The 15701-nt window shown below is 40.6% G+C and carries 16 protein-coding genes; 4 read left to right on the plus strand and 12 right to left on the minus strand.

The genetic code is table 11. The features are described 5' to 3' along the window. Positions 1 to 22 precede the first annotated feature (22 nt). Positions 23 to 1933 (minus strand): biosynthetic arginine decarboxylase, encoded by a 1911-nt coding sequence (gene speA, locus FJ709_RS11045; RefSeq protein ID WP_226410114.1) that lies wholly within the window; start codon positions 1931 to 1933, stop codon positions 23 to 25. Between the two features lie 597 nt (positions 1934 to 2530). On the opposite strand from speA, the gene FJ709_RS11050 reads away from it, so the two are divergent. The 4 genes from FJ709_RS11050 to FJ709_RS11065 all read left to right on the plus strand — a co-directional run bounded on the left by FJ709_RS11050 (position 2531) and on the right by FJ709_RS11065 (position 5940). Further along, on the plus strand, positions 2531 to 3361 hold the full coding sequence (locus FJ709_RS11050; protein WP_226410115.1) for a CvfB family protein: 831 nt from the start codon (positions 2531 to 2533) through the stop codon (positions 3359 to 3361). A 114-nt stretch (positions 3362 to 3475) separates the two neighbouring features. After that, positions 3476 to 4126 (plus strand): YceH family protein, encoded by a 651-nt coding sequence (locus FJ709_RS11055; RefSeq protein WP_226410116.1) that lies wholly within the window; start codon positions 3476 to 3478, stop codon positions 4124 to 4126. A gap of 57 nt (positions 4127 to 4183) precedes the next feature. Next, a complete protein-coding gene (locus FJ709_RS11060) occupies positions 4184 to 5023 on the plus strand; it encodes an ABC transporter permease (protein WP_226410117.1) in 840 nt (279 codons plus the stop codon). Next, on the plus strand, positions 5020 to 5940 hold the full coding sequence (locus tag FJ709_RS11065; RefSeq protein ID WP_226410118.1) for an ABC transporter ATP-binding protein: 921 nt from the start codon (positions 5020 to 5022) through the stop codon (positions 5938 to 5940). Before FJ709_RS11060 ends, FJ709_RS11065 begins: the two co-directional genes overlap by 4 nt. Positions 5941 to 6188: 248 nt before the next feature. On the opposite strand, the gene FJ709_RS11070 is transcribed toward FJ709_RS11065, so the two are convergent. From FJ709_RS11070 to FJ709_RS11120, 11 genes are all read right to left on the minus strand, one after another. Continuing rightward, positions 6189 to 6395 carry a cold-shock protein gene (locus FJ709_RS11070; protein WP_226410119.1) on the minus strand — a complete coding sequence of 69 codons (207 nt, stop codon included), beginning with the start codon at positions 6393 to 6395 and terminating at the stop codon, positions 6189 to 6191. A gap of 253 nt (positions 6396 to 6648) precedes the next feature. Beyond that, positions 6649 to 7485 carry a 23S rRNA (guanine(745)-N(1))-methyltransferase gene (gene rlmA / locus FJ709_RS11075; protein ID WP_226410120.1) on the minus strand — a complete coding sequence of 279 codons (837 nt, stop codon included), beginning with the start codon at positions 7483 to 7485 and terminating at the stop codon, positions 6649 to 6651. Positions 7486 to 7505: 20 nt separating this feature from the next. After that, positions 7506 to 8312 carry a hypothetical protein gene (locus FJ709_RS11080; RefSeq protein WP_226410121.1) on the minus strand — a complete coding sequence of 269 codons (807 nt, stop codon included), beginning with the start codon at positions 8310 to 8312 and terminating at the stop codon, positions 7506 to 7508. A 302-nt stretch (positions 8313 to 8614) separates the two neighbouring features. Then, the gene (locus tag FJ709_RS11085; RefSeq protein WP_226410122.1) at positions 8615 to 8827 is read right to left on the minus strand and encodes a hypothetical protein; all 213 of its coding nucleotides are present in this window, start codon (positions 8825 to 8827) and stop codon (positions 8615 to 8617) included. Beyond that, positions 8827 to 9306 carry a hypothetical protein gene (locus FJ709_RS11090; protein WP_226410123.1) on the minus strand — a complete coding sequence of 160 codons (480 nt, stop codon included), beginning with the start codon at positions 9304 to 9306 and terminating at the stop codon, positions 8827 to 8829. The genes FJ709_RS11085 and FJ709_RS11090 overlap by 1 nt, the downstream gene beginning before the upstream one ends. A 139-nt stretch (positions 9307 to 9445) precedes the next feature. Beyond that, entirely contained in the window at positions 9446 to 9658 is a 213-nt protein-coding gene (locus tag FJ709_RS11095) for a hypothetical protein (protein ID WP_226410124.1), read from the minus strand. A gap of 24 nt (positions 9659 to 9682) precedes the next feature. Further along, positions 9683 to 11419, minus strand: coding sequence for a hypothetical protein (locus tag FJ709_RS11100; RefSeq protein ID WP_226410125.1), 1737 nt, complete (start codon positions 11417 to 11419; stop codon positions 9683 to 9685). A 32-nt stretch (positions 11420 to 11451) separates the two neighbouring features. Continuing rightward, positions 11452 to 11751, minus strand: coding sequence for a hypothetical protein (locus FJ709_RS11105; protein WP_226410126.1), 300 nt, complete (start codon positions 11749 to 11751; stop codon positions 11452 to 11454). Next, positions 11744 to 12715, minus strand: a complete 972-nt coding sequence (locus FJ709_RS11110; protein ID WP_226410127.1) for a hypothetical protein — start codon at positions 12713 to 12715, stop codon at positions 11744 to 11746. Before FJ709_RS11110 ends, FJ709_RS11105 begins: the two co-directional genes overlap by 8 nt. A 37-nt stretch (positions 12716 to 12752) precedes the next feature. Further along, complete coding sequence (locus FJ709_RS11115) at positions 12753 to 15266, minus strand: hypothetical protein (RefSeq protein WP_226410128.1); 2514 nt, start codon at positions 15264 to 15266, stop codon at positions 12753 to 12755. A gap of 21 nt (positions 15267 to 15287) precedes the next feature. Next, on the minus strand, positions 15288 to 15665 hold the full coding sequence (locus FJ709_RS11120) for a hypothetical protein (RefSeq protein ID WP_226410129.1): 378 nt from the start codon (positions 15663 to 15665) through the stop codon (positions 15288 to 15290). Positions 15666 to 15701: the final 36 nt, after the last annotated feature.

The following is a 15701-nucleotide window of genomic DNA, read 5'->3' on the forward strand; positions in this document are numbered from 1 at the left end:
TTAAGATTTACATAAATTAATATTAAAAATCTTCAAGATAAGTGTAACCGTCTAGGCCAGCTTGTAACTCTTCAAGAGTACTTACACGCTCATCAGGTGCAATATGCTGTTCTACTAACTCTTCAAACGTACGCATAAATGCATTCGCATCTAAGTTTACATAACGTAATACATCAGCAACTGTGTCACCTTGTAGTACTGATTCGATGTTAGTCAGTCCGTTTTCATCTAAACGAATAACTGCAGAGTTTGTATCACCAAATAAGTTATGCATATCACCAAGAATTTCTTGGTAAGCACCCACCATAAAGAAGCCTATTAAGTACGGACTTTCTGCACTCCATGCAGGCACAGGCAATGTAGTTTCAATCCCTTGACCATCAACGTATTGATCAACTATCCCATCTGAGTCACAGGTAATATCCAGCATAACGGCACGGCGCTCTGGCGCTTTCTCTAGTCCAGATAATGGCAGCACAGGGAACACTTGATCGATACCCCAAGCATCCGGTAATGACTGGAATAATGAGAAATTAACAAAGAACTTGTCAGCTAATTTTTCATTCAACTCATCAATTACTGGACGGTGATAGCGGTTATTATTACTTAATAAGCCCTTCACTTCGTGACAAACACGTAAATGAGCCTGTTCAGCCCAGGCACGATGCGCCAAAGTAAACTGACCAGCAGCGAATAACGAATGTGCTTCAGCAATGTCACTTTGGGTATCATGATAAATCTCAATGATGGCGCGTTGATCTTGACCACCACTGATTTCTTCCCATGATTGCCACATATTGTGTAACAACTGAGGGTCATCTTCATTAGGCGCAACAATCACTTCTGGCATGTAAGCTTCAGTGCCAATAACATCTGTGATCAATACTGCATGATGCGCGGTTAAATGACGGCCAGACTCTGAAATAATACGCGGCATTGGCTGCTCGTATTCATTACACAAATCAGTTAATACGTTAACAATGTTGTTAGCATATTCATTTAAACCATAATTCATTGAGTTGTTGCTTTGACTTCGAGTACCATCATAATCAACAGCTAAACCACCGCCGACATCAAAACAATCAATTTTGGCACCTAATTCGCGCAGTTCACAATAAAAACGACCCGCTTCGCCGACACCTTGACGAATATCACGGATATTGGCAATTTGCGATCCTAAATGGAAATGCAACAGCTGTAATGAATCAAGCATATCAGCGGTTTTTAATTGTTCGAGTACCTTAAGTACTTGCGCAGCAGACAAACCAAACTTTGATTTTTCGCCGCCGCTAGCTTGCCATTTGCCCTTACCCTGGAATGCTAAGCGAACACGTAGGCCCAAACGAGGTGTCACACCTAATAGCTTGGCTTGTTCTAGTACCATAAGCAGTTCAGACATCTTTTCTAGCACGATGTAAACTTTATGGCCCAACTTTTCACCAATAAGCGCTAAACGCACATATTCTTTATCTTTATAGCCATTACAAACGATCACAGAACTGGCTTTTTGAGCCATTGCCAGCACAGCCATTAACTCTGGCTTACTACCGGCTTCTAAACCTAGCTGCGGTACTTCTTTAGACTTTTGGCTGGCTAAAATTTCTTCAACTACGGTTTGCTGCTGATTAACCTTAATCGGGTAAACTAATAAATAATCATTTTGATATTCGTATTTTTGAATGGCATCATTGAATGCCTCACATAAACTTTCTACACGATGATGCAGAATTTGAGGGAAACGAACTAGCACAGGTAATGACACATCCTCTTTAACCAAATCCTTGGCTAAAGCACTTAATGCAACTTTATGATCGGGTTGACTTGGATTAGGTGATACAGTCACTTCCCCATCTTCACGAATACCATAGAAGCCGTGACTCCAATGAGTAACATTATAGCCCGCACGAGCATCTTCAATTGACCAATCAGACATAATTATTTTCCGTATTTCCCCTACCACATCAAAATCACATTCTGATGTAATATGGCTTGTGAATTAAATCATCATAACGTTAGCACATTATGAGATGTATAGTAGATGATCAGCTTTTACTTTGACGGCTAAATTATACCAATTTAGTGACACTGTTATCATCTATACGTACTTTATTTGCCGCTTTACTGCCTAGTATTTATCAATTCTAGGGCGACAATACAAACGCTTGTCTAAGTTTACTAAACGCATAAGTGAATACTTATGATCCATAACCGCATAAATACTTAAGTCTATTTTTACAAGGCCATAAAGACTTATCAGTCAGTGTGTTAAACCTTAAAACTTGAGCCTTTAAAAGCGGCGCAATTAAACCGCGCATTGTGCTTCAATGCAAGTAGAATAAGCTGTGGTATTAATAAAAAGCCTAGATTCTTTTTCTCTTCACAGATGAATTTCGACTCAATACGGTGTGATACTATTATCGGCTCACTCTTAATCTAAAATCACTCATAATTTTAAAAAACGTGTATACTAATGGCCTTTGAATATTTGCAATATTCACCTATTATTTTGCCCCAACAGATAGAGATTCACATGATACAAATCGGAAGAAGCTATTCACTCGAAGTCGTTAAAGAAGTCAGTTTTGGTATATATGTTAATGCCCTCGAACTTGGCCAAGTGTTAGTTCCGAAAAAGTTTGTTCCTAAAACATATGAAATTGGTCAAAACATTGATGTTTTTTTATACCTAGACTCTGAAGATAAAGTGATTGCAACCACACAAAAACCTTTCGCACAGATAGGTGAGTTTGCCTATTTAAAGGTTGCAGCTCTTAGCGAGTATGGCGCATTTTTAGATTGGGGTCTGGATAAAGATCTTTTCTTACCCTTTGGCGAACAGCACAAAACCATCGAAGAAGGCCGTTCATATTTAGTGTACGTCCATGCCAATAGAGCCGACGAGCGCATAGTTGCATCATCTAAAGTTGATAAATTTTTAGATAAAACACCAGCAGATTATGAAGTTGGCGAGCAAGTAAACTTGATTATCGGTGGTTCAACCGACTTAGGCTTTAAAGCGATTATCAATAATAAGCATTGGGGCGTTATTTATGAAAATGAAGTTTTTCAAAAGTTACGTTTTGGCCAAACACTCACTGGCTTTATTAAAACATTACGCAGTGATGGCAAAATTGACCTAGTGCTTCAGAAGGGTTCTCAACAGGAACTGGATAAACAAGCGATTCAAATTATGAATAAACTTGCTAAAGCAGATGGCTTTTTACCTTTACACGACAAAACAGACGCCGACGTGATTTATGCACAATTAGCTATGAGTAAAAAAGCCTTTAAAAGATCCATTGGTGGCTTATTCAAAGGTGGACAAATTACTATCGAGAAAGACGGTATCCGTCTGGTTTAAAAGATAAACTGATTTTATTGTACAGTACATAAACGATTGCATTGATATCGTTGTTAAAACAAGCATGGGGATGCTATAACATCTTCATGCTTTTTTATTTAAGGAACACCATCAATGGAATTAAATACACTGGAAGCCAGAGTGATTGGCTGTTTGATGGAAAAAGAAATCACCACTCCCGATCAGTATCCCTTATCTCTTAACTCAATCACTTTAGCGTGTAACCAAAAAAGTAGCCGTGAACCTGTGATGTCTTTAACTGAATCTGAAGTACAGATTATCATTGATGGTTTGACTAAAAAGCGATTACTCAGTGAACAATCGGGGTTTGGCAGTAGAGTCATTAAATATAAACACCGTTTTTGTAACACAGAATTTAGCGATTTAAAGCTCAACTCAGCCGAATACGCATTAGTGTGTGTTTTACTGTTAAGAGGGGCTCAGACACCTGGGGAATTAAAAACACGCACTAATCGTTTACATGAGTTCTCAGATGTTACCCAAGTAGAATCTATTTTGCTCGAGCGAGCAAAACAAGATAAACCTTTTATTGCACAACTGGCTAGGGAAGCGGGTAAACGAGATTGCCGTTACATTGAATTATTCAGTACATCTGTAGATGATTACCAAGCCAATAGTATCACTAACTTAGAGGTCTCAGCACAAGCGCAGCAAAACTCTTTACAAGATAATAAAATAGCTGAACTAGAACAACGAATTGAGGTATTAGAGACAGCATTCGCAAAGTTATTATCACAGTCTTAGCAAGCTCACTTGCTTAATCGTATGTTAATTTCGGGCGTTAATCACTAAAGGATCTTTATGAATAACCCAGCAATATCATCTCCATCAGCCCTTTCGCATATCTGGCTGCTTGCTCGTTTCGAACTGACAAAGCGTTTCAGTAGCCGCAGTGGGATAATTGCATTAATCGCTTTTATCATGGTGTGGAGTATTATTTTAATTTACCCTGTTAAAGAAGCCGCTAGCATTATTATGCAACCCAGCTTTAAAGAATTTATGGCGGCGGTATTTGGCCCTACCACACTTGACCAATTGTTTAATTGGAAGGTTGCAGAGTTTGCTGTCTTTTGGGTTGCGGCGCTATATTTGTTCCCATTATTCAGTATTTTTATCTCGGCAGATCAATTTAGCTCAGATAAACAGCGGGGGACTTTACGCTTTATCAGCTTAAGAGTTAGCCGTAATAGCTTATTTCTAGGACGTTTTATTGGTCAAGTAATGATTCAATCATTACTTATTTTACTGACGTTAATCGTCGCTATTGCGCTAGTTATGAGCAGAGACAGTAGCTTACTTTTTCCTGCAATCAAAACAGCTATGATTATTTTTGCTAGTGTATTGATTGTTGTATTACCTTACATTGCCATGATGGCACTATTGTCTATTATTGCCAATAGTGCACGTCAGGCCAGTATCTTCGCTGTTATTTTATGGATTATTGTCTCGCTGGTAATTACCTTAATTAATGTTCAATTGCCGGGTTTTGACGTTGTCAGTTATTTACTGCCGGGTTCGCAATTATCTGACATGGTCAATACCCAAGGTTTAGCTGCATTTGCCTACACTCCCATTCCATTGTTACAAACTTTTGCCATATTAATCATAGGCCGCATTGTTATGCAAAGGAGCGCATTATGAATCTAATACACTGCAAGCAGCTCAGTAAAAGCTATAACGGTAAGCCTGTCTTAGATAAAGTTGATATATCATTGGTTGCTGGTGCCCCCATTGCACTCGTTGGCCCTAACGGGGCGGGGAAAACGACTCTTTTTAGCATTTTGTGTGGTTATATCAAACCCAGTGCAGGGGAAGTCACTATTTTGGGCGAGCCCGTTGGTAGCCCTAAATTACAAGGCCTGCTTTCTGCATTACCACAAGATGCGCAACTAGACCCGGACAGTTCTATTTTTAGTCAACTAAAATTATTTGCTGAACTTCAGGGGATGAAAGGTAAAGCAGCAAAGCAAGAAGCTATGCGCGTCTTAGAGTTGGTAGATTTAGTTAATGTGGCTAAAGCAAAACCGAAAAGCTTAAGTCATGGTATGAGTAAACGGGTTTCGATTGCCCAAGCCTTAATCGGCTCGCCTAAATTAGTATTACTAGATGAGCCAACGGCCGGCCTTGATCCAGCTAATGCAAAGAAAATTCGTGAAATTGTTAGAGACCAATCCGAACGTACCACGTTTGTGATTAGCTCACACAATTTGGATGAATTAGAGAAATTGTGTGATCAGGTAATTTATTTAGAAAGAGGCCAGCTTAAACAGTCATTGTCGATACATACGGCGCAAGATGTTGATTACCTAACATTAATTATGAAAAAGGCTGATATGGCCGCGGTGCATCAAGCACTACTTGGGCTAACAGCTATCACTAAAGTCAGTCAAAGTGCTAATAACCAATTTATTATTGAATACCCCACTCAATCTGATTTCACTTTAGAACAACAACTGTTCAGTGTTTTAGCTCAACATCAATGGCAATATAAGTCGATTATGAAAGGACGTACATTAGAAGATACCTTGTTCGCTTCTGAGTTTGAACACGCCACCTAGAAGCTGTTTTTGTGGACATAGTTTGATTCTGTCTAGTATAAACAAGAAAGCCGGATAACTGTTTAGTTAACCGGCTTTTTATATATCTGAATATATAAGTTCGCATTTTCAATTGATGCAAAAAATATTAAGCATATTGGGGAGGTTATACTTACGATGATATTCAATTTTGCCTAAAAAAAAGCAAAAAAAAACTGCGGCATATGCCACAGCTTTAAGTCCATTTCACCTCGGTGAAATATTTTAGCTTAAACTAAAGAAACGTTTTCAGCTTGAGGACCTTTCTGACCTTGGGTCACAGTGAAAGAAACTTTTTGACCTTCGTCTAAAGTTTTGAAACCGTCTGAGTTAATTGCACGGAAGTGAACGAATACGTCTGGACCAGACTCTTGCTCGATAAATCCGAAACCTTTGTCAGAGTTGAACCACTTAACAACACCAGTAACTTGAGACATGATATAAATCCTGTAAATATAAAATAAAGCCTAAACGGCGGTAACGCTGGAAAATGCCGGTATTACTTATGTTAACAGGACGAAACTGGTCGTATTGAAACACAAAAAATAAGTCCAACCTTCAAGCTATGTAAACTATAAACCATTTTAAGAATAAGTCAACAGGCATGATAACCATGACTCATTTAATTACTACTTAACTCAATACCGTTTATCTAAATTCATCAATAAGTTATTGGTGTATTTACTCAGTTTACCCTGCAACACTATGACGTTTATGCACTTCGATTTTAAAATCTAATTCACAGTTAAGCCCTTCTTCTGCCATCTGTTGCTTTTGACTCAAGGATAACTTCCATGCATAAGGTGTCATATTGAGTAAATGTTCAATATCACTTTCATCTGTTAATGACAGCATGTACTCAAGACTATGCTGACCAAGATAATCAAAACCTTGCAATACTAATGACTCTTGTGGGTGGAGTCTTGGTTGATCATAAATTTTTTGTTTAATCGCAAAGTGATGTTTAGGCCCAGGAGAGACAGTAATTAATATCCCTTCAGGTTTGATGACTCGTTGTAGCTCTTCTACTTTAGATGGCGCATAAATGCGAATAGCTAAATCAAAACTATTTTCAATAAATGGCATCTCAAATACGCTCGCAACACAAAAATGCATGTTAGGATATTTTTTTGCCGCATATTTAATCGCAATTTTAGAAATATCTAATCCCCATAATTGGCAATCACTTTGTGTCTGATGAAGTTGATTAATTAAACGATAGCTGTAATACCCTTCCCCGCAGCCAATATCTAAAATGGCTTTTGCCTGTGGCTTATACTCACTAGCTAACTGATTCACTTTATCACTGAGTGCTTGATAATGTCCTTTGTTCAAAAATTCGCGTCTAGCCAACATCATTTCTTTATTGTCGCCAGGATCTTTCGATTTCTTTTTTTGTACCGGTAACAAATTCACATAGCCTTCTTTAGCCGTGTCAAATTGATGATTTTTTGCACAATACCAGGTTTTAGTTTGATTTTGATTTTGAGCTAAAGGAAGCTGACAAATAGGACAGATATAGGACATCAATAATTCTTAATAAGTTGTTAGTTTTCATCATCTGACAGTTGATTAACTAATTCAGTGACATCAAAAGGAGCCAGTATGTTATAGCATTCTAGTTTTTGCTGTAGCTTTTCAATATCTAATGAAGCTTCATTTGCAGCCCTAGATAGACTAGGACGCTCTAAAGACTGATGATAAGTACGTAAAAGCCATTGACGTTTATTCTGCAACAAATGATCTAGTTTTAACAGTTCAGTCGACACACCTGGGTGAATTTTTCCGGATTCACCACGCATATAATCTGCAATATCACGCCTAACCTGCTCCAATTCACTAATGTGTACAGCAAGTGTTGCGGTAGATTCACTATGCTTAGGTTTTTGCCCTAAAATAGTTTTAGCAATAACCAATACTTGTGGCTCGCACAATAATCGTAAATCATGCTCTAGTGGGATTAATTCAAACTTACCCTGCTCAACCGCACTAAAAAACATCTTACCGTCAGCTTGAATGATGATCTCAATACCTGCTTTCAACTGCTCAATACATACCCTAGGGGCGACAGCCATTCTAGAGTAGAGCCTAACACCTTGGCCAATCAGGCGATTGACATCATATTGTTCAGCAATACAATGCGTTGGTTGATAGTCAATATTCACAAATGCTTGCTGGCGAACAATTAACGTAGCCTCAACACCTGCTACTTGGCTCACTATCATTTCGAATAATGGGTTAGTTAAAGAAGCCAAAACCAGTAAATCATCAATATTGTCCAATAAACGAACCGTAATCAGAGTTGGATGGTCTATTTGAATCACATTGGGATGACTAAAAATATGCTGGTGCATTCAAAAAAATCCTTTTTACATTATGATTTGCGAATATTATCGGCTGACATCGTATTATCTGCATATTAATCTAGCAATCATTCAATTGATAAATCAACAAGCACTTAACCTAACCAGAATTAATGCTAAGATAATAAAATCATTTAGTAAGAAACTTCATTATGGCTGATGCAATACAACCCACTTTATTTTGGCACGATTATATGACCGTAAACACTAAGCCTATAATTCAAAAGGATTAAACAAAAAACCAACCCGCATTATGTACACAGGGATGTACACACATTAATTTCATCTATGTTTTACTCGTACATACACCACTGGTTTTTTTCTTTATCAAACCAAGTATCAATATTTACAGGATGGGCAGCGCCATCAGTAAACTGCGTAAAATCAAGGTCAGTTAAATCAACTTCACAGACTATCGCTGGTTCAAGAACAAAAATATTAAGAACAGCAACTAAAGAAAACAACACCGTGACACCAACAGCAACCCTAACAGGACGAAAGACCATTACTGATTCAACTCTGAACGAAGCGCCTCAATCTGGCGGTCAATAGTACCAACAACCGTATCAGCCTGCTGCATAACCGCTGTCATTTCTTGAGCTAAACTTTGTTGCCAGGTTGCACCGGCTAAATTATTGTTAGCATAACGACCACGATCACGCAGTTCATTAGTTTTGGCGTCGCGCTCTTTAAACACTTTTTTTCTATCTTGCTCAAGATCAGCTATTTCACGTTTAATTTGTTGCTTACGAATATAAGCACTGACTTCTGATTTTTTGTCAGAAATGGAAGAGTCTGAAGAAAGGTCATTATTTGATTTGGTTGGTGAAGCAAAGACGCTACCAACATTACTCAGGTCTAGGGGTACACTTTCACCATCACAGGGATCTGCTTGATATTTACCATCAGCGCACTTATAAACCTCTGCAGAAGCTGTAAGAGACGCCAAACACAGCAAAAGACTTAACGCTGCTTTTCCTTCCATAGAAACACCTCGTTTAATACATTACTCAAAATCGCCTGCTAATGTAGCAAGTTATTATCATTCTCGCCAAATTTAATATTCAATAGTCGATGGCAACTGATGGAACGAGATACCACTTATTAATAATAAATAATTACCCCTAAACCTCTATCTCCACAAACGCCAAGTCAGGTGCAGTCCCTAGCACTCTGCCGTCTTGAACATAGATATGATCGCCGATACTGCCAGAGCCAATAACCCGCTGGGTGTGGCCGCTGGCAGTAGTGGCGGTAACCGTTCCATCGGTATTCGCCACATTAATCGTCATAATTAAACGCGGGGCACTTAGGCTTTGTTGCAGCTGCTTTAACATTAATACTCCTTACAACGTCCGTGCTTATGCCACATGACGAACGACTGTGATGGTTTGCTCTACATCGATGTCGCCAGTGTCACTAACCGATGCGCTAATCGTGACTGAATCACAGGTACCTTTGAATACCTCTACTCCTTCACGAACGCCGATTAACATACCAGGTGTTGCGGGTGGTAAGTCGGCCAGAATCGGTAAACTCATATTGATATTAAGCTTATTGCCTGTATCGGCCAGTGCGTTAGTACCAGCTGTTCTAGCAGCCTGATTATCAACAATCAGTTGAGCGCTAATGTCATCAGTTGCGATATTGCCCGCAGTGCCTGCACGTTTTACTTTTGCGCTAATGCCCTGCTGCTCACCCCGCAGCCAAACCACATTACACTCGGTACCGATTTCTTTTGACTCGCTGTAACTGGTGATCACCGCATCGTGCAAGGTTAAATCAGGTGTCGCAGCATCCATTAACCACGGCACAGTTGGCCAACGTGGTACCACGGTTAATACTTTGGTTTCATCATTAGATAACAGCATGCAACCCAATTGTGTTACCGCTTCTTGCACTGCATCGATGGGCGATTTATTGCCAACGCTAAACGCGCCTGCAGGTACGTTAAAATCAACGATACCGTTAAGCTCAATAGTCCAACCAGTAAACTGCAGCATGTCAGAAAGTAAACCAGCAAAACTGCGTGATGTTGAATTGGTATAACTGATCGGCAATACATATGGCGTAGTCAGTTCGGCGCTGCGGCTGCGGCCTGTTCCGCGATAAGTCGCGTTACCAAACACTTTGCTTACGCTGGTTTGCTCAAGTAAAACATAAAACTCATAGCCGTTAATGCCTACTTTAAGCAGTTGGTTTTCAGCGCGGCTGGCATCGATACGGCTTGAAAAATCGATACTCACCGAACTGGCCCACTGGCCACGGCTGCGACTAATACTGATATTGCTGATCACAATCGGCACGTTGTCAGACAAGCGTATACACGTAATGGTTGGCTGCATTAAATAATACCTGCGCAATTGGGGTTCAATGGGGGTTTTAAAATCAAGATTGGGTAACACTGGGTTTGAGTCAATTAACCCGCCACCGTCGTCAAAGTAACAATACTCTGGTGAGGGTGTGAACCGGATAATAATCGGATTGACTGCAGAGCTGGTTAAAGGGGTAAATGGATCATTAAAACGAATACTCGCTACACCCACTGGTGGACGATATTTAGTCGAGCATATCCAGCGTGATGCATGCGGGCCCCATTTTAAAAGGTGTTCAGTACCGCAACGTATTCCTTTATAACGTAATGTATGCTGAATATGTTGTGCTGCGCCATCATGCCATATCAAACTTACTGATAATCTCTCAGCTGCAACATCTAACCAAAGCATTACGGTATCAGTTTGATGGTTAAGTGTTTTTTGCCATAAAATATCAATAGAGGTTTGATGGCTTGCTGGTATCGCCCAACTAACAGCAAAGTCATTACAGGTTTGTGGTAATGCTTTCCAGCTGAAGCCGTAGCTTATACCTTCTGATGCTTTAGATGCCCAACCAGCGATAATCGTTTGTTCGGTTCCATTGTTTAACGTCCAAGATGCGTCAAATTCGATACCTATGTGACTTGCTACCTCAGCTAATACAGTTTTTTTTTCAATAGCGATAGGTTTGCGCCACACCATACCGCATTCAATACCAATGCTATTATCGACAATTACAGGTGGTTCACCGTCATCGCCAAACCTAATTACAATGGGTGACAATCTAGACGCGTAAGGCCTGCTGAACCTTATAATTACCATATGTCTAACTCACCGAGTACCGCAGGTTCTAGTTTAATTGCGTCAATTTTTTGAAGCGCATAAACACCATTCATATCAATAATGCCGACAATAATTTTATTAGTTAATGCGTACTCGTAATTAAACACAGTTTGAAAAGTCTTTGACGGTGGTACTTCCATGTATCTCATAACCAAGCCAGTAGTTCGGTCAATTATCATCAAACGACTCGCTGCAACGTCAATATCAACGGTCAGTAACCCAACGTTTAAATGGTCAGCACCCTTTGTTAGTTTGAGTATTAAACTATTCATACCAAGTGTCCAAATCAATACATACGTTACATGAACCAACGTGACCTTGCCTGATAATCCAATAACTACGCCCCTGTTGAGTATGAACTTGCGGCCACGGTTGGTCACTATATCCACCTTGTGCAAATTCATACAGCCCAGCTATAGCGCCACGAATCACAGGTCTACTCTCGCTGAACCGTATGAGTGTATCAAAAGCGTCCTTGGTGCCTGAGTTAAGCGTTTTTAATTTCACCAATACAGGGGCAAGAAATAGGTTTGTAACGGGTACACCTTGCGAGTTAGAAGCTGACGTTTGAGAATAAAGTTTTGCACCATCCATCGGTAAATACAATTGGTACTCCGCTGAATATATGTCGTTGTTGGCGTCACCAAGTACGACTTGCCCTGAGCCGTTACCCAAATAATCTAGTGACAAATTCCAACCAGTACTACCTGTATTATTTGTTGATGCATAAAATGCCATCATTGTTGATTGGTCATAAGGTAGCGATGGGTCTAAATCACCAAACCACCAAGTACCAGACCCAGACGTACCTGACGCCATAGGTTTAGAGGTGTTATTAACTATTAAATAAAACGATCTCGACGTACCGATTATCACCCACTGCGTGTTATTTGCAGTTTGTGCAGAGATGGAATTATAAACGTGAAGCGGTAGCACTTCATCTACACTATTTGCAATTTTACCATGAGTATAAATTACCGTACCACCCACCCTATCATCCGTATTGAAATCCGCAAATCGCAATACACCACCACTACCGTCAGTGGGTGAGTTTCTAAAAACAATCTTTCTATTCTGAACATCTTCAAATGGTGCAGTCCACCCTAATGGTGATTTAGTTCCATAACCCTCAACCAAGCATTTTTTTAAAATCGTTATAAGTTCAGATGGTCGTCTTTCAACAAGTTGCGGTGCACCCACATCATCCCAACGATAAACCGTTACAGGTAATGCCATTTTAATACCCCTTCTTATAATTTATTAATATCGAGCGTTAAGACTCATTACCGCGGAATGACAATACAGCCCTATCTTCTGTAATTTGTGTGTGACCACTTTGTACCGTTCGCAACAACATGGCAGGTTTTGAACTGGCGTAGCTTCTAAAACGAATGGCTTCGCCAGCTTGCCAACCGCCACCAAATGCGCTCTGGCGAATAATAAAATACGGGGCAAGTGTCAGTGGGTTTATTGGAGCGAAATCATTGACGGTATCACCAGTGGCAATTTGACCTAGGCGCTTACCAATACAGCGAAATGCTGTTTGACTGGTCATAATCAACACCCAGTCCTCGTTAATTGCAGTGTCGTTACGCACTTCAATCGGGTAATCAACCACATTCAAGCTGGCTGTCGCATTGGTTCCATCTTGGTCCCAATTATTAGACCAGGCTGTCATATCGCGAACAGTACCAACTCGTGCTTGTAAATCACCTAAATCTTGTACGCTAGACACCACAGAGCCTATGGGGTACGACTGACTTAATGGCGCGGCTAATACCAAAGTATTGGGCAGCACCTCTACAACCAAAGCTAATTCACCGATGCTATCTGTCAGTAAAAATGGCGCTTCAAAACCACTAAAATTACTGTGCAGTGTCACAACACCCGTTTCTTTAACCACACTGTAATGCGTGTTATTTAGTGTCCATAAACTGGCACCGTTGGCGTCAGTAATATCGACAAATCGCGCATTCACTCGTACAGATAAGGTTTGATCAACCGCAGGGCTAACGATTACTTGGGTTTGACTATGCTGAACATTAATATTGGTCCAGGCAGTAAAACACGCCACAACACCGCCGTTTTTAATCCGCAGTGGGTTTAGGCCATAAAGCTCAGGAGGGGGTGAAAGCGTCACCGTTTCGGTTACGTCATAACGTAGGGTGCTTAATATCACTCGTTGCGCAAACTCAAGCGATACCGCGCCATTAACAATACTGCCTGTCACTCCCGTGCCGCTAATAATGCCGTTGGCATCGGCGCTGGCACTCAGCAAGGTTTCAGAAGTGGTCGAAACAGTGACATAAAAGCTATTCAGTACAGGCTCAGGACTGGTAAGAACAAACGTCACACTTAAATCACCAGGTGGCACATCGCCACCGCTAGCGGGTTCAGTTTTAGCTAACAAACAGCCATAGGTTAAAGTGAAATCACCCCGAAAATCCACATCCTTCGTCACCACACCAGTACGGGCATTAATCCAACCAATTACGGTCTGATTTAATTCGATTATTGGGATTGCACTAATGTTATCGGCACTAAAATTACCTAGGCTCACACTACTGTTGCTGTAGCTTGAACTATCAAAATTTACTTCACCCGCAAAAAAATCCTTCGTCAAAATGCTGTTAACAGGAAACGTATTACTACTGGCATAAATCTGGTACTTACTGGCTTGATAATACGACACCGCAATGCTGTTATTTCCCGTCATGTTGATGCCCGTAAAAATAACAGTAACCGTGGTACCAGTAATGAAGATGTTGGCATACTGACCAAACGCGCCGCTGTAACTTACCGCCTGTTTGTTGTTTTCAGCAAACCAAGGGGAATTAACCAAATCAGGTATCTCAAAAATATAGGTGTTTTGATTTTTCACACTGGGTAAAACTAAGGTTTTACGGGCTGGAGCATACACCCCAGCATTATCAACTGTAACACTACCGCCTTGCGAATCAGACACTCCCGCTAATGCATTACCTGCGCTTAATGAAATGGTACGCACCTTGGGTAACATCTCTGTTACCGTTGCACCAACATCAAGTATTTCACTCGTTGCAGCAGCTGTCAGCTCACTCACGCCATGGTATTTAATGCCATCGTTCGCACTAACATAACGCAATTTAGTACAGCCCGTTTCACCATTGATAGTGACGTCAAAGTTTGGTGTATTAAACGGAATAGCCGGCTTAAAATACACTTGCCCACCTTGGCCACCTGTTACGGTTTCTTGAACTTCACAAAAGTGTTCAAAGCGGGGGTACAGCGCATTTTCATTACCTGCATACTCAACAGAAATAACAATCACCTGGCCTTGGCTTAACCGAATAGTTTCGTAGTAGTCTTTACCATTGAATTGATAAATAGACTGTAAATACGAGCGAGGAAACGAGTCTTGGCCCGCCAACAAACCTATTAACCGGTTACGCACCAGTTGCCCAGCTTTAACTGATGACTCTAAAATCTCGACCATATCAGTCATGCGATCAGCATCTTCAAACTCATTTGACTCAGCTAACAACATGCTCACCAAAGGGTCTGTAGGTTTTTGGCTGAAAAAAACATGACCATTAAGCAACAGCTCAGTGCCTGTGGTATCTAGCGCGGGGTAACATTTGACAATATCAACCGCAGATTGCGCGTGATCAATATCTGAAATCGCTCTAAATAGCTCATTAAGCTCACCAGACTTCACCACTAATTTAGTACGCTGGCCGCCTGCATCATCACTTGAACCAAGCAACTCAGGTTTAAATATTTTTAAGTCATTACGGGTAATGGTCATGTGCCACCTGTGTTAATCATGCTAAAGCGTTAAAAATCGTAAAACCACGTTGGTTAACAATGGGTACTCGCCAAACTCATCATCCAAATCATCACCGGTGATCACGTTAGCTTGGGTGTTATCCCACACCACATTAATGTTGTTGCCGTCATGGTTAATGGTAAATTCGGTGAGTGTGCTAGCGGCGTGGGCTTGCAGCGCATTAAAATCTAGGCGATGCATCCAACCATCTTTAGTGCCTAGCTCTAATGCAATACCGGATGGAATAGCGGTTTGCTGAATATGCGGGGCACCGTTAAGTGCCCGCTTCATATTGGCGCTAACTCGTTGGGTGTTATTGCGGTTAAGCCAATGCAAAGGCTCTTCCAAATCAATACTGTCAATAATGGTGCTAAACATAGGACCTCTTTTTGAAGTGATACAGCAACCTAGCGG

Source organism: Shewanella glacialimarina (assembly GCF_020511155.1).
Classification (GTDB): domain Bacteria; phylum Pseudomonadota; class Gammaproteobacteria; order Enterobacterales; family Shewanellaceae; genus Shewanella; species Shewanella glacialimarina.

What these genes read in the sequence shown, in the direction of transcription:
- FJ709_RS11095 (WP_226410124.1), bottom strand. Translation starts at nt 9,658, where the DNA reads ATGTTAAAGCAGCTGCAACAAAGCCTAAGTGCCCCGCGTTTAATTATG.
- rlmA (WP_226410120.1), bottom strand. Translation starts at nt 7,485, where the DNA reads ATGTCCTATATCTGTCCTATTTGTCAGCTTCCTTTAGCTCAAAATCAA.
- FJ709_RS11110 (WP_226410127.1), bottom strand. Translation starts at nt 12,715, where the DNA reads ATGGCATTACCTGTAACGGTTTATCGTTGGGATGATGTGGGTGCACCG.
- FJ709_RS11080 (WP_226410121.1), bottom strand. Translation starts at nt 8,312, where the DNA reads ATGCACCAGCATATTTTTAGTCATCCCAATGTGATTCAAATAGACCAT.
- FJ709_RS11085 (WP_226410122.1), bottom strand. Translation starts at nt 8,827, where the DNA reads ATGGTCTTTCGTCCTGTTAGGGTTGCTGTTGGTGTCACGGTGTTGTTT.
- FJ709_RS11060 (WP_226410117.1), top strand. Translation starts at nt 4,184, where the DNA reads ATGAATAACCCAGCAATATCATCTCCATCAGCCCTTTCGCATATCTGG.
- FJ709_RS11115 (WP_226410128.1), bottom strand. Translation starts at nt 15,266, where the DNA reads ATGACCATTACCCGTAATGACTTAAAAATATTTAAACCTGAGTTGCTT.
- FJ709_RS11105 (WP_226410126.1), bottom strand. Translation starts at nt 11,751, where the DNA reads ATGAATAGTTTAATACTCAAACTAACAAAGGGTGCTGACCATTTAAAC.
- FJ709_RS11055 (WP_226410116.1), top strand. Translation starts at nt 3,476, where the DNA reads ATGGAATTAAATACACTGGAAGCCAGAGTGATTGGCTGTTTGATGGAA.
- FJ709_RS11070 (WP_226410119.1), bottom strand. Translation starts at nt 6,395, where the DNA reads ATGTCTCAAGTTACTGGTGTTGTTAAGTGGTTCAACTCTGACAAAGGT.
- speA (WP_226410114.1), bottom strand. Translation starts at nt 1,933, where the DNA reads ATGTCTGATTGGTCAATTGAAGATGCTCGTGCGGGCTATAATGTTACT.
- FJ709_RS11120 (WP_226410129.1), bottom strand. Translation starts at nt 15,665, where the DNA reads ATGTTTAGCACCATTATTGACAGTATTGATTTGGAAGAGCCTTTGCAT.
- FJ709_RS11065 (WP_226410118.1), top strand. Translation starts at nt 5,020, where the DNA reads ATGAATCTAATACACTGCAAGCAGCTCAGTAAAAGCTATAACGGTAAG.
- FJ709_RS11090 (WP_226410123.1), bottom strand. Translation starts at nt 9,306, where the DNA reads ATGGAAGGAAAAGCAGCGTTAAGTCTTTTGCTGTGTTTGGCGTCTCTT.
- FJ709_RS11050 (WP_226410115.1), top strand. Translation starts at nt 2,531, where the DNA reads ATGATACAAATCGGAAGAAGCTATTCACTCGAAGTCGTTAAAGAAGTC.